Origin of the sequence: Amycolatopsis roodepoortensis, from assembly GCF_024628825.1 — a bacterium.
GTDB classification, from domain to species: domain Bacteria; phylum Actinomycetota; class Actinomycetes; order Mycobacteriales; family Pseudonocardiaceae; genus Amycolatopsis; species Amycolatopsis roodepoortensis.
Genome location: NZ_CP102415.1, coordinates 7,100,055 through 7,117,181 on the forward strand (window position 1 = coordinate 7,100,055; position 17,127 = coordinate 7,117,181).

Sequence of the window (17,127 nt, forward strand, 5' to 3'; positions counted from 1 at the left end):
GGCGGTGCGGCCGGGGGCGTTGGTGCCGGCCGCACCGTCCCGGCGACTAGTGGGCGACGGCCTTTTCGGCGCCCGCCCCGGTGAGGGACCGGACCTCCATCTCGGCGTACTTCTTCTGGTTGTGCTCCTTGGACAGCACGGTCCCGAGCCAGCCGAGGAAGAACGCCACAGGGATCGAGACGAGACCCGGGTTGTCCAGCGGGAACCAGTGGAAGTCGACGCCCTGGATCATCGAGGCGCTCTTCCCGGTCTTCGGGTCCACCGGCTTACCCGAGACCGCCGGCGAGAACACGATCAGCACGATGCAGACCGCGAGACCGCCGTAGATGCTCCACAGCGCGCCCTGGGTGTTGAACCGCTTCCAGAACAGCGAGTAGAGGATGGTCGGCAGGTTCGCCGACGCCGCCACCGCGAAGGCCAGCGCCACCAGGAACGCGATGTTCTGCCCGTTGGCGAGGATGCCGCCGAGGATCGCGACCGCGCCGATCACCAGCGCGGTGATCCGGGCGACCTTCACCTCCGAAGCCGGGGACGCCTTGCCCTTCTTGATCACGTTGGCGTAGACGTCGTGCGCGAACGACGCCGACGCGGTGATCGTGAGCCCCGCGACCACGGCGAGGATCGTCGCGAACGCGATCGCCGCGATCAGGCCGAGCAGGATCGGGCCGCCGAGTTCGAGTGCCAGCAACGGAGCCGCCGAGTTCACGCCACCGGGCGCGGCCTTGATCTTGTCCGCGCCGACGAGCGCGCCGGCGCCGTAGCCGAGCACGAGGGTGAACAGGTAGAAGACACCGATCAGGCCGATCGCCCACACCACGGAACGACGGGCTTCCTTCGCCGTCGGCACCGTGTAGAACCGCATCAGGACGTGCGGCAGGCCCGCGGTGCCGAGCACCAGCGCGATGCCCAGCGAAAGGAAGTCGAGTTTCGTCGTGCCGGTCTTGCCGTACTGGTTGCCCGGCCCGAGCAGCGCCTCACCGGCCCGGCCCGCCTTGTCCACGGCGCCCTGCAGCAGCGCGGAAAGGTTGAAGCCGTACATGCCCAGCACCCACAGCGTCATCGCCAGCGCGCCGGCGATGAGCAGCGCCGCCTTGATGATCTGGACCCACGTGGTGCCCTTCATCCCGCCGATGAGCACGTAGGCGATCATGATGATGCCGACGATCACGATGATCGCGGCCTGCCCGGCCTTGCTCTCGATCCCGAGCAGCAGCGCGACGAGGCCACCGGCACCCGCCATCTGCGCCAGCAGGTAGAAGAACGACACCGCCAGCGTGGATGTCGCCGCCGCGGCCCGCACCGGGCGCTGCTTCATCCGGAACGCCAGCACGTCGCCCATGGTGAACTTGCCGGTGTTGCGCAGCAGTTCCGCGACCAGCAGCAACGCGACCAGCCACGCGACCAGGAAGCCGATGGAGTAGAGGAAACCGTCGTAGCCGTAGATGGCGATCGCGCCGGCGATCCCGAGGAACGACGCGGCGGACAGGTAGTCACCCGCGATGGCGACGCCGTTCTGCGGACCGGTGAACGCGCGGCCGGCGGCGTAGTAGTCCGAAGCAGTCTTCGTGTTGCGGCTCGCCCGGAACACGACGAAGAGCGTGACCACCACGAACAGGCCGAAGATGGTGATGTTGAGTACGGGGCTGCTGCCCTCGACTCCGGCGGCGAGGTTCATTTGGCCTCACTCTCGATGTCCGTGCGGATCTTCTCCGCGATGGGGTCGAGTTTCTTGTTCGCGTAGCGGACGTAGAGCCCGGTGATCACGAAGGTCGAAACGAACTGCAGCAGGCCGAAGACGAGGCCGACGTTGATGTTGCCGACCAGCTTCGTGCTCATGAAGCCGTGCGCGTAGTCGGCGAGCAGCACGTACAGCAGGTACCAGAGGAGGAACAGCGCCGAGACGGGGAAGACGAACCGGCGCAACCGAGCCCGCAGTTCCTTGAACTCCGCGCTGTCATGGGCTTTGTCCCAGTCCGTTTCCGGTGGACTGGGAGCGTTCGTTTCGGTACTCATCGTGCTCTCCTCGCACCGCGAATGTGTTCCGCGACACGTTAAGGAGAGGTCAAGGAGACCGGAACCTTCAGCGGTTCAAACGTCTGCCGAGACGACGAACGGTCGACGAACGGTGGTCCGACCACGACGAAGGGGTCTCGGCTGTGCGATCGTCCAAGTGCAGCCGCAGCATGGCGGCCGTCGACCAGGCGGGAGGCCTGCCCCGCAAGGAAACCACGATCATTACTCCGAATGCCAGCGGAACCGACCACGGCGCGGGCTGCGACACGAGGATCGCGGGCAGGCCGCTCAGGCTGGGGACGAACAGGGCCACGAGGATCGAGCCCGAAGACGCGACGAGCCCGGCGAGGACACCGCTGATCGCGCCCGCGGCGGTCAGCCGGTTCCACCAGATGCCGAGCACCAGCAACGGGCAGAACGTCGACGCGGCCACGGTGAAGCCCCAGGTGACGAGCACGCCCGCGTCCAATCTGGCCGACGGCAACGCGAGCAGGACCATCACCGCCGCCGCCCCGAGCACCGACCAGCGCAGTCTCCGGAGGCCGCCGGGCGCCAGGTCGTGCGCGACCGCGCCGGAGATCACCAGCAGCAGCCCGAGCGACGTCGCCAGGAACGCGGCGAACGCGCCCGCCGTCAGCAACCCGGTGAACAACGAGCCCGCCCAGCCGTCGTCGATCTGTGCAGGCAGCGCGACGACGACCGTGTCGGTCGCGCCGGAGACGTACAGCTCGGGCACCAGCACGCGGCCGAAAACGCCGTAAACCCCTGGGAACAGGTAGAAGACGCCGAGCAGGGCGACCGTGATCGCCGCGGTGCGCCGCGCGGCGCGGCCGTCCGGGCTGGTGTGGAAGCGCATCAGGACGTGCGGCAGGCCCATGGTGCCGAGCATGGTGGCGATCAGGATCGCCCACGTGCCGAGCAGCGGATAACCCTGATCGCCGAGGTCGAGCAGCGGCCGTTGCCAGTCCGGCCCGCCCAGCGGGGCACCGCCCCGGACGGCCGGAACCGGGGTGCCCTCGGCGAATACCAGCGTCTCGCCGCTCCTGGCGACCAGCTCACCCGGTGGCACCACGTGCTTTTCCGGCGTGAGCAAGGTGGTCGGCTCGCGCAGGGTAAGCGTCACATCGATCTCGAAGGACAGCCGGGTGTCGCGGGCGAAGTGGGTGAATTCCACCGGGTGCACCGAAGCCGATCGCTGCTCCGGGGAGACCTGGGAGACCAGCCAGATCGCGGGAATGATGAACAGCAGCAGTTTCAGCACGAACTGGAAGGCCTGGACGTAGGTCGCCGCGCGCATCCCGCCGAGCGCCAGTGTCGCGCTGACGGCGGTGCCCGCGATGACCACGCCGACCCAGTACGGCGTGCCGCCGACGGCGGTCAGCACCAGCCCCGCGGTGCGGAATTGCGGGACCAGGTAAAGGGTTCCGATCACGAGGACGACGACGGCGGCCAGACGGCGCAGGGCGGGGGAGGCGAGCCGCGCCTCGGCGAAGTCCGGGACGGTGAGCGCGCCGGAGCGCCGCATCGGCGCCGCCACGAGCACCAGCATCGCGATGTACCCGGCGGTGAACCCGACCGGATACCAGAGCGCGCCGATACCGTCCTTCACCACCAGCCCCGCCACACCGAGGAACGAAGCCGCGGACAGGTATTCGCCGGAGACCGCGGCGGAGTTGACCAGCGGCGAGATCCGGCGCGAGGCGACGAGGAAATCCGACGTCGTGCGCATGGCCGCGACCCCGCGCAACCCGATCAGCAGGGTGACCAGTACGACGGGGGCCACCGAGAGCGCCGCGACCACTACTCGTCCTCGATCTTTTCCGCCCGGCGCAGCTGCCACCACGACAGCAGCGCCATCGCCGGGTACGGGAGGATCGCGATCATCAGCCAGGACAGCGGGATCCCCAGCAGCCGCACCGAATCCAGCCCGGGGAACACCCCGAACACCAGCGGTAGCCCGAACACCAGCCCGAACATCCCGGCCAGCGCGGGAATCCCTCGGCGGCGCTGGGCACGGTACAGCGCGTCCGCGCGTTCGGCGTCGCCCGCGGCGAGACGGGGGACCCGCCAGCGCCCGCGCGAACGGCGCCGCGAATGCGCGAGCCGGGTCTGCGGGCTGGTGACGGCCACTCGTTTGACGCGGCTCACGGCCGGCTTCCCCGGCCGAGCTCGCCACGTTGCGCGGCGGCGAGCAGCCGGTCGCGCAGGTCGCGCGCGTGGCGGCGGCTCACCGGCACGTCACCCGCCTCCGTATGCGCCAGCAGGCCGCCGGTAGTGTCGCTGCGCAGTTCGAGCACCGCGTCCACGGCGAGCAGGAAACCCCGGTGCACGCGGGTGAATCCCGTTCCCTCCCAGTACTCTTCGAGCCGGGAGATGGGCATGCGCGTGACGTGGACGCCGGATTTCGTGTGCAGCCGGACGTAGTCGCCGTGCGCCTCGACGAACTGGACCTCGTCGCGGCGGACGTACCGGGTGCGCCCGCCGGATTCCACCGGCAGCGCGGACATCGCGTCCGGCGCGGGCTTCGGCTCGTCGGGCTGGTTGCCCGCCATCCGGACCACTTTGGACAGTGCGGCGGACAGCCGCTCCGCCCGGACCGGTTTGAGCAGGTAGTCGACCGCGCCGATCCCGTACGCGGCCACGGCGTGCCCGTCGTGCGCGGTGACGAACACGATCACCGGCGGTTCGCTGAGCCGCGCCAGCAGCGAGGCGAGCTCGAGCCCGTCGAGGCCCGGCATGGAGATGTCGAGGAAGACGGCGTCGAAATGACTGCCCTGCAACAGCTTGAGCGCGTTCAGCGCGTCACCGGCGGCGACCACCTCGGCGACTTCCGGTGCCTCGCGCAGCAGGCTGCACAGCTCGTCGAGGGCGGGCGGGACGTCGTCGACCGCCAGCACCCGCAGCCCGTTCGTCACGGCAGCACCCCCGGCTGGAATCGGGGCACGCGCACCACGACCCTGGTGCCCGCGCCGGTCTCGGTCTCGACCGTCAGGCCGTACCACGGCCCGTAGACGCTGCGCAGCCTTCTGTCCACATTGGCCAGTCCGACGCCGCCGTCGTCGCCGTGACCGGCCAGGATCGCCGCCGCGCGTGCGGGGTCCATGCCGACACCGTCGTCCTCGACGCTGATCACGCAGTCGTTCCCTTCCGCCATTCCCTGAACCTGGATGAACCCCGCCTCGGCGCGTGGCTCGATCCCGTGCCGGATCGCGTTCTCCACCAGCGGTTCCAGCACGAGGTACGGCACCGCGACGGCCAGCACCTCCGGCGCGACGCGCACCTGCACCCGCAGCCGCTCGCCGAGCACCGCGCGCTGCAAGGCCAGATAAGTCTCGATGGCGCGGAACTCCTCGGCGACCATCGTGTACTCGCCGTGCCGGGCGAGGCTGTAGCGGGTGTACTCGGCGAAGTCGAGCATCAGGTCGCGGGCGCGATCCGGGTCGGAGCGGACCAGCGAGGAGATCACGGTGAGCGCGTTGTAGACGAAATGCGGCGAGATCTCGGCCCGCAGCGCGCGCAGCTCGGCTTCCGCGGCCTGCTCGGCGGAGGCCTCCAGCCTGCCGCGTTCGAGCGCGTGGACGACGAGTTCGGCGGCCTGGCGGGCGACGGCGTTCTTGCCGTCGGTGACCAGGAGGACCCCGGCCAGCTCGTCGTGGACGTGGAGCGGCAGCGCCCACAGCCCGGGTTCGGACACCGGCGTTTCGGAGTGGAGGACCTCGTCGAGCGCGGAGGCGACGACGTCGTCCGCCGCCGGACGGCCGGACCAGACGAGCGAGCCGGACAGGTCGGCGAGACCGAGCCCGGCGACCCCGAACAGCCGCCGGAGGCCGTGCGCCGCCTGGCGGGCGCGGGGTCCCGCCAGGCCGTCCATGAGATCGTCCGAGACGCGCTGGGCGGCGACGAGCACCGGTACCGGATCGACGCTCGCGGCGGGACGCCAGGGCAGACGGGTGCTCATCCGGCCTCCTCCACGACGTCGGGGCCTAGATCCTAACGTCGCTGAGTGGTTTCGCCGGTTACGCTCCGGGCATGGTCACTGGGGATGCCGTGGTGCTCCGGCTGGACGTCGTGATGCGCCGGGTCGCGTGGGTGGGGTTCGTGATGTTCGGCGGGGGCGGCCTGGTGGCCGTCGTGCTGTCGTCGTTCTCCGGCTCGGTTTCCGGGGTGGTGTTCAGCTTGCTCAGCGTGGCCTTCGCGGGGCTGATCCTGCTCGCGCTCCGGAAGTCGGCGGGCTCGCTGGTGATCTCCGCCGCGGGGATCGCGGTACCGGGGGTGTTCGAGGTCCGGTGGACCGAGGTCACGCGGTTGCGGGTGTACCGGGAGAAGCGGCGCGTGGGGCGGTGGATGCACTGGTGGCACTACCGGCTCGACTGGACCGGCTCGGGGCCCGAAGTGCTGCTCGAGGACGGTGAGTACAGGTACGCGCTGGGTCACCTGGGCGGTGGCGCCCGGCTGTACGGAGCGTTGGAGCGGCTGGCTCCCGCTGGGGTGGTCGAGTTGCGGGAGTGAGTGGGTCCCGTGGGTCGTGAGTGGCGATTCGGGTTCTAACCCGAATCGCCACTCACGACACGAGGTGAGTCAGCAGCTCTGCTTGTAGAAGTACTGCGCGTTCGCGTCCATGTTCGCCTTGGTGATCGAGTGCAGCGAAGCGGTCAGGTTCCGGGTCACCGGCTTGCCCTCCAGCGCCGCGATGGCCTGCTGGACACCCTGCTGCCCGATGGCGGCCGGGTCCTGCGCGATGAGGCCCTGGTACTCGCCCTTCTTCAGCCCCTCGATCTCCGACGGCGAAGCGTCGAAACCGATCAGGTTGACCGCGCCGATCTTGCCCGCGTTCCGCAGGCCGGTCGCGGCGCCCTCACCGGTGTTGAGGTTGGTCGCGAAGATGCCGATCAGGTCCGGGGTCGACGCCAGCGCGGCGGTCACCTTGGACGCGGCCTGGTCGGGCTCGTTCTGGGTGAACTGCACGCCCGCCGACTTCAGGTTCGGGTAGTTCTTCAGCTCGTCCTCGAAGCCCTTCGCGCGGGTGTTCGTGGTCGAGGTGCCCGCGATGGTGTCGAGCACCAGCACCGAGCCGGTCTTGCCCGCGGCCAGCTCCGCCATGGTCTTGGCGGCGAGCTTGCCGCCCTCGGCGTTGTCCGAGGAGATCGACGACTCGGCCACGCTGGTGTCCTTCAGCGCGGTGTCGACCTCGATGATCTTCGAGCCGCGGTTCTTGACCTGCTGGATCGGCGCGAGCATCGCCTGCGCGTCGGTCGGCGCGATGAGCAGCGCGGCGGGCGGGTTGGAGCCCAGCGCGTTGACGAGCTGGGTCTGCATGGCCGCGTCGAACTTCTGCGGCGCCTGCGTGGTGAGCTCGTAGCCTGCCTTCTTGGCCTCGGCCTCGGCGCCGCACTGCATCGAGATGTAGAACGGCTCGGCCTGCACGCCCGGGATGAGCGACAGCTTCTTGTTGTTGGTCTTGGCGCCGGAGTCGCCCGACGGCGCCTGGCCGACGGTGCCACCGCCGCACGCGGTGAGCAGGAGGGCCGCGGAAACGGCGGCACCGGCGGCGAGCAGGGTCTTCTTCATGGGGATAGCACCTCTTTGTGCGTAGGGATCAGCGAGAGTTGCGGCGACGACGGCGCCGCTGGTCGAACCAGACCGCGGCGATCAGCACCGCGCCGACCGCGATCATCTGCCAGAAGTCCTGGACCTGCGTGATGTTGAAGCCCTTCTTCAGCACGGCCGGGATGAACACGCCGATCACCGTGCCCAGCACCGAACCGACCCCGCCGAAGAGACTCGTGCCGCCCATCACCGTGGCGGCGATGGCGTTGAGGTTGTCGGTGGTGTGCGCCGAAATGGTGGTCGACGCGTAGTACGCCAGTGAGAGGAAACCGGCGACACCGGCGAGGAAACCGGTGAGCGTGTACACCTTCAGCAGATGCGCGGTCACCCCGATGCCCGCCCGGCGCGCGCCCTCGGCGTTGGAGCCGACGGCGTAGGTGTAGCGGCCGAATTTGGTGGTGTGCAACAGCCACGCGCCGATCAGCGTGATCACCACGGCCACCAGCACCAGGTTCGGCACGCCGCCGAACGACGTCCCGTAGCCGAGCGTCTTGTTGAGCTCGGTCGGGACGCTGCGCACGTCGGACCCGTTGTTCAGCAGGTACGCGGCGCCGAGCGCGGCACCCATCGTGCCGAGCGTGACGATCAGCGGCGGGATGTTCGCCACCGCGATCAGGAAACCGTTGATCAGCCCCCAGATCGTGCCCGCGACGACCGCCGCCACGAGCCCGGCGGTGATGACGCCCCAGCCTGCCTTCGTCGCGTCGCCGTCCGGGCTGAGAGCCTCCATCGTCTTGCCGGCCACCATGCCCGCGAAGATCAGCACGGAACCGACCGAGAGGTCGATACCGGAGGTGATGATCACGAACGTCATGCCGACCGAGAGCACCAGCAGCACCGAAGTCTCGATGAGCAGGGTCTGGAAGGTGAACAGCGTCGCGAACTCGGCGGGCGCGATCGCGGTGAACACGATGATCAACGCCAGCAGCACCAGCGCGATCCAGAACGTGTTCGCCCCGATCATCCGCTGCCCGATCGACCGCTTGCCGAAGCCACCGTCCACTGTGGTCTGGATCTCGGGGCCGTTCTTCGTCGGAGTGGACACGGTCACGCCGCCTCCTCTTGTACGAGGGCGCCCGTCATCGCGGCGACCAGGTCTTCCAGTTTCGTGTCCGCGCCGGTGAACCGGGCGACGCGTTTGCCGAGCCGCAGCACCTCGACGCGGTCGGCCACCGACAGCACCTCGGGCATGTTGTGGCTGATCAGCACGACGGCGATGCCCTTGTCCCGCACCTTCTTGATCACGTCGAGCACCCGTTCGCGCTGCACGACGCCGAGCGCGGCCGTCGGCTCGTCCATGAACACGACCTTCGACGCCCAGACGACCGACCGCGCGACGGCGACGCTTTGCCGCTGCCCGCCCGAAAGCGAGCCGATCGGGACGTCGGTGCTCTGCAGGGTCACGCCGAGCCGCTGGAACTCCTCCACGGCCTGGCGTTTCATCTCCTTCTTGTCCAGCATCCCGAGTTTGCCGAGGATCCCCTTGCGGTGGATCTCCCTGCCCAGGAACAGGTTCGCGGCCGGGTCGAGTTCCGGTGCGACCGCGAGATCCTGGTACACCGTCTCGATCCCCATGCGCCGTGCGGTGGTGGGGGAGTCCAGCACCACCTCGGAGCCGTCGAGCAGGATCTTCCCCGACGTCGGCTGTTCCGCGCCGGAGAGGCATTTGACCAAAGTGGACTTCCCGGCGCCGTTGTCACCGATCAGCGCGGTGACCTCACCGGCCCGCGCCTGGAAGGACGCGCCTCGCAGCGCCTCCACCGAGCCGTAGCGCTTGACCAGGTTCTGTGCGTCGAGCAGGAGTTCGCTCACGATCGCTCCCTCTTCTCGGGTGCGGGCGGCCGGCAGCGGATGACGGTGACGTCGCCATCCAAAGTGGACTGACCGGCGTCGTGCGGTACCACGTACGTCTCGCCCTTGCGCAGCGCGTACTCGCCACCGTGTTCGGTGCGGAGTGTCCCCGAACCGTCCATGACGACCAGCACCGCGAACGACGGATCGAGTGACAACGTTGTCGACCTACCGGAAAGGCCGGGGCGCAGCCGGTCGGCACGGAAGAACGCGTCGCTGCCGTCGGCGAGAAGGTCCACAGTGGACGCTTCGTCGCCCGCGGTGCGCTTGACGATCGAGCCGAGCCGTTCTTCGTCCCAGCCGGTGGTGTCCAGGGTTTCGATGGCCGTATCGAAGCCGATGCCGAGGTGCGCCTTCTCCGGGTTCGCCAGGAAGTCCCGCCATTCCAGGGTCAGCGAGAAGTCCGTCGGCTGCTGGAGCTCGACGACGAAGACGCCTTCGCCGATCGCGTGCGGCAGGCCCGCCGGGATGTAGACCGTGTCGCCGGGGGTGACCGCGACGCTGTTCAGCGCTCCGAGCATCGCGGGCGCGTCCTGGGTGCGGGCCCATTCGTTGACCGTCGCTTTGTCGACGGTCTCCTTGAATCCCGGGTAGACGCGCGGATCGTCGCCGTAGGTGCCGACCACGATCCAGGCCTCGGTCTTGCCGAAGTGCGAGTCGAAGTGCCGCTTCGCGAACGAGTCCGACGGGTGGAAGTGCACCGGCAGGCGCTGGCCCGCGTCGAGCAGCTTCACCAGCAGGCCGGTCGAATCGCCGAGCGCCTCGACGTGTTTGGCGCCGAGCCAGGCGGACGGGTTCTCGCGGACGGCGTCGCGCAGCCAGACCCCGCTGGGCAGCTTGGTCAGGCCGTTGGTCTCCTGGCCGAACATCGTGGTGGCCGAGCCGACCCAGTCCTCCGGGCCGTACTTGGACTCGGAGGAAGCGCCCCGCAACGCGGCGATGGCGTCGCCGCCGCGGTAGAACTGCGGCGGCTGGTTCGCCGGCAGGCGGATCGGTTCGAGGTGGCCGCTCATGAAGGGGCGACCTCCCCGGAACCGCGGGCTACGAGATGCACGGGCAGAACTACCTTTCTCGGTGCGGATTGATCTCCCTGGACCCGGGCGAACAGCAGTTCCGCGGCCGCCCGGCCCAGTGCGCTCACGTCGTGCGCGATCACGGAGACCGGCGGATCCAGCAGATCCGCCAGCTCGAAGTCGTCGAAACTGATCATCGCGGGACGCCGCTCCGCGTGCGCCAGCGCGCGCAGCAGGTGGACGGCGACCCGGTTGTTGCCCGCGATCACGGCGGTGGCCGGATTCGGCCCGGTGAGCAGCCGCTTCACCGCGTCGCCGACGCTCTCGGCGGTCGGCGTCCGCATCACGACGAGGTGCTCGTCGTAGGGGATCCCGTTGCGGACACAGCCTTCGCGGAAGCCGCGCAGCCGTTCGCCCGCGGTGAAGATGTCCGGGCTGTCGGCGAGGAACGCGATCCGGCGGTGGCCGTGTTTCGCCAGCTGGGCGACCGCTTCGACGGTGCCGCCGATGTTGTCGACCAGCACCGTGTCGGCCACGATGTCGCCGGCGGGGCGGTCGAGGAACACCACGGGCGTGCCCGCACGCATCTCGGGGACCAGGTAGCCGTGCTGCATCCCGGCCGGGACGACGAGGATGCCGTCGACACGGCGGGAGCAGAACTCCAGGACCAGTTCGCGTTCGCGGTCGGAGTTCTCCTCCGACGAACCGGTCAGCACCTGGCGGCCGAACGAGGTCGCGATGCGTTCGACGGCCCGGTTGAGCTCAGAGTAGAAGGGGTTTCCGACGTCCTCGACGATCAGGCCGATCGTCCCGGTCGTCGAGCCGCGCCGCAGGTTCCGCGCGCCGAGGTTGCGCCGGAACCCGAGCTGCTCGATCGCCGCCATGACGCGCTCCGCGGTGTCCGGATGGACGGCGGGCTCGTCGTTCACCACTCGCGAGACGGTCTTGATGCTCACGCCCGCGAGCCGGGCCACGTCACTCATCGTGGCCCGTCGGCCGGTGGTGCGGTGGCCGTTGTCCGGTCCGCTGGAAGACAACGTTGTCATAGTGGCCGGAATTGAACGCCAGCGGCGCGGCGATGTCAATGCCCGATTCGTCCTTGGCGCGTTTTCCGAGTTCGAACCGTTACGGCCCTCCGGGTCGCTGTCCCGAATCGGACAGGGTTCGACGAACCTCTTGACCAGGTGGTCCGTTCTTGTCGAAGGTGAGCGGGCAGCGACAACGTTGTCAGGAGGCGGCCTTTCCCATGCCTGCACGCACCTCGATCCGCGTCGCCGGGTTGCTCACCGCGCTCGTCGTCCCCGCCGGGCTGGTCACGCCCGTCGCGGCGGCGGCGCCCGGTGGCGACCCCGTGGACGCGGTCAACACCTTCATCGGCACCAAGGACGACGGCAACACCTTCCCCGGCGCCTCGGCGCCGTTCGGGATGACGCAGGTCAGCCCGATTTCCTCGCATTACGCCGGCTATCGCTACGACGACACCGCGATCCGCGGCTTCGGGCATTTCTTCCTGTCCGGCGCGGGCTGCTGGGAGCAGGGCGGCCTCGTGTCGTCCCTGCCCACCACCGGCGCGGTCGGGCCCGGCGCGGCGTTCGACACCACGAAACCCGAGACGTTCGACCACAAGAAGTACGCCTCGCCGTACACGCACGAGGGCGAGGTCGGCAAGCCCGGCTACTACAAGGTCCGGCTCACCGGTTACGGCGGCGTCGACGCGGAGACCACCGCGACCACGCGGACCGGCGTCGAGCGGTACACCTTCGCGAAATCGGGCGACGCAAACGTTTTCGTCAACGTCGGCCAGGCCAACGACAAGGAACCGGTGACGGCGAGCCAGGTCCGCGTCGTCGGCGACCGGACGGTCGAAGGGATGGTGGAGTCGCAGGCGTTCTGCGGTGGGAAGCCGTACAAGACCTGGTTCACCACGACGTTCGACAAGCCGTTCAAATCCTTCGGCACCTGGTCGCCCACGGGCGGCACGCCGGGTTCGAAGGAGTCGGCGGGCGGTGAAGGCCTGCGTGGCGCCTGGCTGACCTTCGGCGGCGGGCAGGTCACCGCGACGACGGCGATCTCCCATGTGGACGCTTTCGGTGCCCGGCTGAACCTGGCGGCCGAGAAGGGGCGCTCGTTCGACGCGGTCCGCGACGGTGCCCAGCGCGCCTGGCGCAAGGAACTGTCCTCAGTGGACATCAAGGGCGGGACGAAGGACGACCGCACGGTCTTCTACACCTCGCTGTACCACGCGCTGCTGCAGCCGCTGACCGGCAACGACGCCGACGGCCGCTACCGCGGGTTCGACGACAAGATCCACCGCGCGCTGGGCTGGACCTACTACGAGTTCTTCTCGTTGTGGGACACCTATCGCACGCAGAACCAGTTGCTCGCGCTCTTGCGGCCGGCTCGCGCGAAGGACGTCGCGAAGTCCGTGCTCGCCATCCACGACCAGGGTGGCTGGCTGCCGCGCTGGGCGTACGCGAACCAGGAGACGAACACGATGACCGGCGATCCGGTCACCCCGTTCCTGGTCGACCTGTGGCGGTTCGGCGCGCTGTCGGGTCAGGAGTTCAAGGCGTACCAGGCACTGTTGCAGAACTCGCGCGAGATCCCGCCCGCGTCCTCGCCGTTCCAGGGCCGCTCGGGGAACGCGAGCTACCAGAAGGACGGGTTCGTCCAGTACGACAAGGACTTCCCGAAGAAGGGGCAGGACACCGACCCGAACCACGGCGCTTCGGCCACGCTGGAATACGCGCTCGCGGACTGCTCGCTGTCCATCATGGCCGCCGGGCTCGGCAAGGAGGTCGACGCGAAGGCCTTGGCGGAGAAGGGACGCAGCTACCGCACGCTGTGGGACTCGTCGGTGACCGACCGCGGCTTCACCGGGTTCTACCGGCCCAAGGTCGAAGGCGGCGAATGGTTCAGCCCGGCGGGCAAGCCGTACACCCCGCAGAGCCAGGACGGGTTCCACGAGGGCACGTCGTGGCAGTACCAGTGGCTGACCCAGCAGGACGTCCCCGGGCTCGTCGAGCGGATGGGCGGTGAGGAGAACGTCGGCAAGCGGCTCGACGACTTCTTCGCCTACGGGGATCTGGTCAAGGACCCGGCGAAGACCGTGCGCGAGGAATGGGTCGTCGGCCCGTACAACTACTACAACCAGTTCCGCTACAACCCGAACAACGAGCCGGATCTGCACTCGCCCTGGATGTACACGCTGACCGGGCAGCCGTGGAAGACCTCGGCCGTGGTGCGCGCCGCGCACACGTTGTTCACCAACGCGCCGAACGGTGTCACCGGGAACGACGACCTCGGGACCATGTCCGCGTGGTACGTCTTCAGCGCGCTGGGGCTGTACCCGGCGGTGCCGGGCACCGGGCAGTTCGTGCTCAACGCGCCGCGGTTCGAGAAGTCCGTGGTGCATCTGGAGAACGGCCGTGACATCACGATCAAGGCCGACGGCGCCGACGGGTCGAAGCTCCAGTACGTCCAAGGGCTGGGAACCGGCTCGCAGCGGGCGTATGTCGGGTTGGAACAGTTGACGCGGGGGACCACTTTGGACTTCAGGCTCACGGACGACCCGTCGAAGGCGACGTGGGCGACCGGTCCCGAAGGGGCGCCGAAATCGCCCTGCGCCGGGTGATCCGAGTGGTTTAGACCGGTTCGTACCGGGGGTCGTGAGGAGCATCACGGCCCCCGGTGTTCCGGTGAGCGTCGTCACGCCTCACACTGGTATTACCACGTCCGACAGCGCTGTTGACGTTCTTGGCGAGTCCGCCTTGGACAGTGCTCGTCGGACGTAGTCATGTGTGTACGCATAGTGGTGAGACCCCACAGGAGGAGAAAGTGTCCAGCAAGGCCGCTCTAGTATTCCGCGTGGCCGCGGTAGCCGAAGCCCTCTCGTGGGCCGGGCTGCTGGTCGGGATGTTCCTCAAGTACGCCGTCAAGCTCGGCGAGGGCGGCGTTCCCGTCCTCGGCATGGTGCACGGCGTCGTCTTCGTCCTCTACGTGCTGGTCTCCCTGTCCGTGGCGAAGCCGCTCGGCTGGCGCCCGAAGACCCTGATCCTCGCGCTGCTCTCCAGCATCCCGCCGCTGTTCACGTGGCTGTTCGAGTCCTGGGCGCTGCGCAACGGCAAGCTGGACGGCCCGCAGCGGCTGTCGCACGGTGGGGTCGGCCTCTTCGCCAAGACCCCGGAAACCGCTGCCGCCTGATCTTCTTTTAAGCGCGTGAAGGCCCCCTTCCCTCGGCTGAGCCGAGGGAAGGGGGCCTTCACGCGCTATTCGGTGAAGTCGCCGGTGGCCTTGCGGACCTTGGTGAGCAGCTCGGTGAGCTGCTCGGTCTGCTTGCCGGTGAGCCCGGTCAGCCCGAAGTCGATCTCGGTGACCGCCTTCGTGGCCTCTTCGCGGCGTACGCGGCCTTCGTCGGTGATCTCGACCAGCGTGGTCCGGCGATCGGTCGGATGCGGCACGCGTTTGACCAGGCCGTCCTTCTCCAGCCGGTCGACGATGTTGGTGACGCTCGTCGGGTGCAGCTGCAGCCGCTCGCCCATCACGCGCATCGGCAGATGGGACGCGCGGGCGAAGGTCAGCAGCACCAGCGCCTCGTACCGGGCGAAGGTCAGCCCGTGCGGTTTGAGCGCACCGTCCACCGCGGACTGGATGATCTGTTGCACGCGCATGATCCCGGTCACCGCGGCCATGGTTTCGGAGGGCCCGATACGGGCCTCCCACAGCTGCGCCGCGCGGGCGATCGGGTCGAACGGCAACGGACGGCTCATGGCGCTCGAAGTTACCAGCGGGTACCCGTGCCATGCCGCACCACCGGGTGTTATGCGTGGGAAAAGCGTCTGAACGAGGAGCAGAAGATGATCGTGGCCTTCAGTGTCAGCCCGTCCGCGGCCGGGGAGGACGGCGGTGTCAGCGAGGCGGTCGCCCGCGCGGTGAAAGTGGTCCGTGAGTCGGGCCTGCCGAACTCGACCAACGCCATGTTCACGAACATCGAGGGTTCGTGGGACGAAGTGATGGACGTCGTGAAGCGGGCCGTCGAGGCCGCGGGTGAGGGCTCGTCGCGGGTCGGGCTGGTGCTCAAGGCCGACATCCGGCCGGGTTACGAGGGGCAGCTGACCGCGAAGGTGGAGCGCGTCGAGAAGCACCTGAGCGAATGAGTCAGGGGAGCGGCGGGGTGAACGAGACCAGCCACAGCTTGTCCTTGACCGCGATGGCCACCGGGTAGCCGAAGGAACTGCCGTCGCCCAGTTTCCCGCTGACGGTCGCCGACGTCGGCGCGAGCTCGTCCGGGGCGAACTTCACCGTCACGTCGTGGGCGCCGCGTTCGGTCAGCGCGTCGATATAGGACTTCGCGAAGTCGCCTGCCGACGCGGGCGGGTAGTCGATGAGTTCGGAGAGGGCCTCGACGTCGTGTTCGTTGAGCGCGGCGGTGAGGCCCTCCCGGAGTTGCCCGGGAGTGGCGACACCGGGATCGGGTTGATGGGCGATCAGGACCGTGATGACGCTCACCCACGTGACGGCGATGGCGATCGCGACGGCCACGGTGGCCGTCCTGCGTGTCGGAATGTCGATCACCCCCTCGTGGCGAGCCTGCCGGAACACCGACGTCCTGCCAAGCGGGCAGCCGGGGGCATGCGGTGAAACGCTCGGGGATGCGTGCCAGGATGGAACCGTGACACACCCACGCGGATCAGCATCGAAGACGGCGGCCCTCTCCGCCGCGCTTTCCGGCGCGGTCGACCTTTCCGCGCTCAAGGCGCGTGCCGAGGCGCCCCAGAAACAGCCTCCTGCCCCACCTCGTCCGGCGGACGGTGCCGCTCCCGCCACGGCCGGCGCCGTGATCGACGTCACCGAGGCGACGTTCCAGGCCGAGGTCGTCGAGCGCTCTTTGCAGCAGCTGGTGGTCGTCGACCTGTGGGCCGAATGGTGCGGCCCGTGCAAACAGCTCAGCCCGGTGCTGGAGCGCCTCGCCGCCGAGTCCGGCGGTGCCTGGGTGCTCGCGAAGGTGGACGTCGACGCCAACCCGCGCATCGCGCAGCTGTTCGGCGCGCAGTCGATCCCGACGGTCATCGCCATCGGCGGCGGTCAGCCGGTCGACGCGTTCTCCGGCGCGCTGCCCGAACCCGAGATCCGCAAGTGGCTCGGTTCGCTGCTCGACGCGCTGCGCGACCGGCTGCCCGGTATCAAGGCCGCCGAGCAGAACGGCGGCGGTGTCGAGGTGCCGGAGGACCCGCGGTTCACCGAGGCCGAGGAGGCCTTCGAGCGCGGCGACTTCGCGGCGGCGCAGGCGGCCTACGAGCGCATCCTCGACGTCGAACCCGCGAACGAGGAGGCCAAGACCGCGCTGGCGCAGGTCAAGTTCACCGCTCGCGCCGAGGCCGCCGGCCCGGACGCGATCGCGAAGGCCGACGCGAACCCGGCCGACCTCGACGCCCAGCTCGCCGCCGCGGACCTCGAAGTCGCGGGGCAGCAGCCCGAGGCGGGCTTCGCGCGGCTGATCGCCGTCGTGCGGCGTACCGCGGGCGACGAGCGCAACCGCGTGCGGGAGCACCTGGTGGCGCTGTTCGACCTGTTCGACTCGGCGGACGAGCGCGTCATGAAGGCGCGGCGGGATCTGGCGAGCGCTCTGTACTGAGGTTTCTCG

At 69.0% G+C, this 17,127-nt stretch carries 18 protein-coding genes; 5 read left to right on the top strand and 13 right to left on the bottom strand.

Annotated elements, in window-relative coordinates:
* Positions 1-46: 46 nt before the first annotated feature.
* The 6 genes from NQK81_RS34025 to NQK81_RS34050 all read right to left on the bottom strand — a co-directional run bounded on the left by NQK81_RS34025 (position 47) and on the right by NQK81_RS34050 (position 5,971).
* Positions 47-1,675: a monocarboxylic acid transporter gene (locus tag NQK81_RS34025; RefSeq protein WP_257484724.1), complete on the bottom strand. Its 1,629-nt coding sequence runs from the start codon at positions 1,673-1,675 to the stop codon at positions 47-49.
* Positions 1,672-2,013, bottom strand: a complete 342-nt coding sequence (locus NQK81_RS34030; protein ID WP_063272717.1) for a DUF485 domain-containing protein — start codon at positions 2,011-2,013, stop codon at positions 1,672-1,674. Before NQK81_RS34030 ends, NQK81_RS34025 begins: the two co-directional genes overlap by 4 nt.
* A 67-nt stretch (positions 2,014-2,080) precedes the next feature.
* Entirely contained in the window at positions 2,081-3,814 is a 1,734-nt protein-coding gene (locus NQK81_RS34035) for a sodium/solute symporter (protein WP_257484725.1), read from the bottom strand.
* On the bottom strand, positions 3,814-4,161 hold the full coding sequence (locus NQK81_RS34040) for a hypothetical protein (protein ID WP_257484726.1): 348 nt from the start codon (positions 4,159-4,161) through the stop codon (positions 3,814-3,816). The genes NQK81_RS34035 and NQK81_RS34040 overlap by 1 nt, the downstream gene beginning before the upstream one ends.
* Positions 4,158-4,928 (bottom strand): LytR/AlgR family response regulator transcription factor, encoded by a 771-nt coding sequence (locus NQK81_RS34045; protein ID WP_257484727.1) that lies wholly within the window; start codon positions 4,926-4,928, stop codon positions 4,158-4,160. The genes NQK81_RS34040 and NQK81_RS34045 overlap by 4 nt, the downstream gene beginning before the upstream one ends.
* Complete coding sequence (locus NQK81_RS34050; RefSeq protein WP_257484728.1) at positions 4,925-5,971, bottom strand: sensor histidine kinase; 1,047 nt, start codon at positions 5,969-5,971, stop codon at positions 4,925-4,927. The genes NQK81_RS34045 and NQK81_RS34050 overlap by 4 nt, the downstream gene beginning before the upstream one ends.
* 71 nt (positions 5,972-6,042) lie before the next feature.
* Here NQK81_RS34050 and NQK81_RS34055 point away from each other — a divergent pair, with 71 nt between their 5' ends.
* On the top strand, positions 6,043-6,522 hold the full coding sequence (locus tag NQK81_RS34055) for a hypothetical protein (RefSeq protein ID WP_257484729.1): 480 nt from the start codon (positions 6,043-6,045) through the stop codon (positions 6,520-6,522).
* Between the two features lie 69 nt (positions 6,523-6,591).
* Here the strand turns inward: NQK81_RS34055 and NQK81_RS34060 are convergent, their stop codons facing one another.
* Genes NQK81_RS34060 through NQK81_RS34080 form a run of 5 tightly spaced genes read right to left on the bottom strand, consistent with a single transcriptional unit; the run spans position 6,592 to position 11,467 of the window.
* Complete coding sequence (locus NQK81_RS34060; RefSeq protein WP_257484730.1) at positions 6,592-7,581, bottom strand: ABC transporter substrate-binding protein; 990 nt, start codon at positions 7,579-7,581, stop codon at positions 6,592-6,594.
* Positions 7,582-7,609: 28 nt separating this feature from the next.
* Positions 7,610-8,671 carry an ABC transporter permease gene (locus NQK81_RS34065; RefSeq protein WP_240600417.1) on the bottom strand — a complete coding sequence of 354 codons (1,062 nt, stop codon included), beginning with the start codon at positions 8,669-8,671 and terminating at the stop codon, positions 7,610-7,612.
* Positions 8,668-9,432, bottom strand: coding sequence for an ATP-binding cassette domain-containing protein (locus NQK81_RS34070; RefSeq protein ID WP_126732836.1), 765 nt, complete (start codon positions 9,430-9,432; stop codon positions 8,668-8,670). The genes NQK81_RS34065 and NQK81_RS34070 overlap by 4 nt, the downstream gene beginning before the upstream one ends.
* On the bottom strand, positions 9,429-10,484 hold the full coding sequence (locus NQK81_RS34075; RefSeq protein WP_257484731.1) for a class I mannose-6-phosphate isomerase: 1,056 nt from the start codon (positions 10,482-10,484) through the stop codon (positions 9,429-9,431). The genes NQK81_RS34070 and NQK81_RS34075 overlap by 4 nt, the downstream gene beginning before the upstream one ends.
* Positions 10,481-11,467: a LacI family DNA-binding transcriptional regulator gene (locus tag NQK81_RS34080; RefSeq protein ID WP_034315485.1), complete on the bottom strand. Its 987-nt coding sequence runs from the start codon at positions 11,465-11,467 to the stop codon at positions 10,481-10,483. The genes NQK81_RS34075 and NQK81_RS34080 overlap by 4 nt, the downstream gene beginning before the upstream one ends.
* A 263-nt stretch (positions 11,468-11,730) precedes the next feature.
* Here NQK81_RS34080 and NQK81_RS34085 point away from each other — a divergent pair, with 263 nt between their 5' ends.
* The gene (locus NQK81_RS34085) at positions 11,731-14,118 is read left to right on the top strand and encodes a GH92 family glycosyl hydrolase (RefSeq protein WP_257484732.1); all 2,388 of its coding nucleotides are present in this window, start codon (positions 11,731-11,733) and stop codon (positions 14,116-14,118) included.
* A gap of 203 nt (positions 14,119-14,321) precedes the next feature.
* Positions 14,322-14,687: a DUF3817 domain-containing protein gene (locus NQK81_RS34090; protein WP_034315490.1), complete on the top strand. Its 366-nt coding sequence runs from the start codon at positions 14,322-14,324 to the stop codon at positions 14,685-14,687.
* A gap of 65 nt (positions 14,688-14,752) precedes the next feature.
* Here the strand turns inward: NQK81_RS34090 and NQK81_RS34095 are convergent, their stop codons facing one another.
* On the bottom strand, positions 14,753-15,253 hold the full coding sequence (locus tag NQK81_RS34095) for a MarR family winged helix-turn-helix transcriptional regulator (RefSeq protein WP_126732839.1): 501 nt from the start codon (positions 15,251-15,253) through the stop codon (positions 14,753-14,755).
* Between the two features lie 87 nt (positions 15,254-15,340).
* On the opposite strand from NQK81_RS34095, the gene NQK81_RS34100 reads away from it, so the two are divergent.
* Entirely contained in the window at positions 15,341-15,640 is a 300-nt protein-coding gene (locus NQK81_RS34100) for a thiamine-binding protein (protein ID WP_257484733.1), read from the top strand.
* A gap of 1 nt (position 15,641) precedes the next feature.
* Here the strand turns inward: NQK81_RS34100 and NQK81_RS34105 are convergent, their stop codons facing one another.
* Complete coding sequence (locus NQK81_RS34105; protein WP_257489907.1) at positions 15,642-16,058, bottom strand: hypothetical protein; 417 nt, start codon at positions 16,056-16,058, stop codon at positions 15,642-15,644.
* 97 nt (positions 16,059-16,155) lie between these two features.
* Between NQK81_RS34105 and NQK81_RS34110 the strand changes: the two genes are divergently transcribed.
* Positions 16,156-17,118 carry a tetratricopeptide repeat protein gene (locus NQK81_RS34110; RefSeq protein ID WP_257484734.1) on the top strand — a complete coding sequence of 321 codons (963 nt, stop codon included), beginning with the start codon at positions 16,156-16,158 and terminating at the stop codon, positions 17,116-17,118.
* The last annotated feature ends 9 nt before the right edge of the window (positions 17,119-17,127 follow it).

Coding starts and splice junctions, on each gene's coding strand:
- NQK81_RS34060 (WP_257484730.1), bottom strand. CDS start 7,581: ATGAAGAAGACCCTGCTCGCCGCCGGTGCCGCCGTTTCCGCGGCCCTC.
- NQK81_RS34030 (WP_063272717.1), bottom strand. CDS start 2,013: ATGAGTACCGAAACGAACGCTCCCAGTCCACCGGAAACGGACTGGGAC.
- NQK81_RS34025 (WP_257484724.1), bottom strand. CDS start 1,675: ATGAACCTCGCCGCCGGAGTCGAGGGCAGCAGCCCCGTACTCAACATC.
- NQK81_RS34100 (WP_257484733.1), top strand. CDS start 15,341: ATGATCGTGGCCTTCAGTGTCAGCCCGTCCGCGGCCGGGGAGGACGGC.
- NQK81_RS34095 (WP_126732839.1), bottom strand. CDS start 15,253: ATGAGCCGTCCGTTGCCGTTCGACCCGATCGCCCGCGCGGCGCAGCTG.
- NQK81_RS34080 (WP_034315485.1), bottom strand. CDS start 11,467: ATGAGTGACGTGGCCCGGCTCGCGGGCGTGAGCATCAAGACCGTCTCG.
- NQK81_RS34055 (WP_257484729.1), top strand. CDS start 6,043: ATGGTCACTGGGGATGCCGTGGTGCTCCGGCTGGACGTCGTGATGCGC.
- NQK81_RS34075 (WP_257484731.1), bottom strand. CDS start 10,484: ATGAGCGGCCACCTCGAACCGATCCGCCTGCCGGCGAACCAGCCGCCG.
- NQK81_RS34050 (WP_257484728.1), bottom strand. CDS start 5,971: ATGAGCACCCGTCTGCCCTGGCGTCCCGCCGCGAGCGTCGATCCGGTA.
- NQK81_RS34085 (WP_257484732.1), top strand. CDS start 11,731: ATGCCTGCACGCACCTCGATCCGCGTCGCCGGGTTGCTCACCGCGCTC.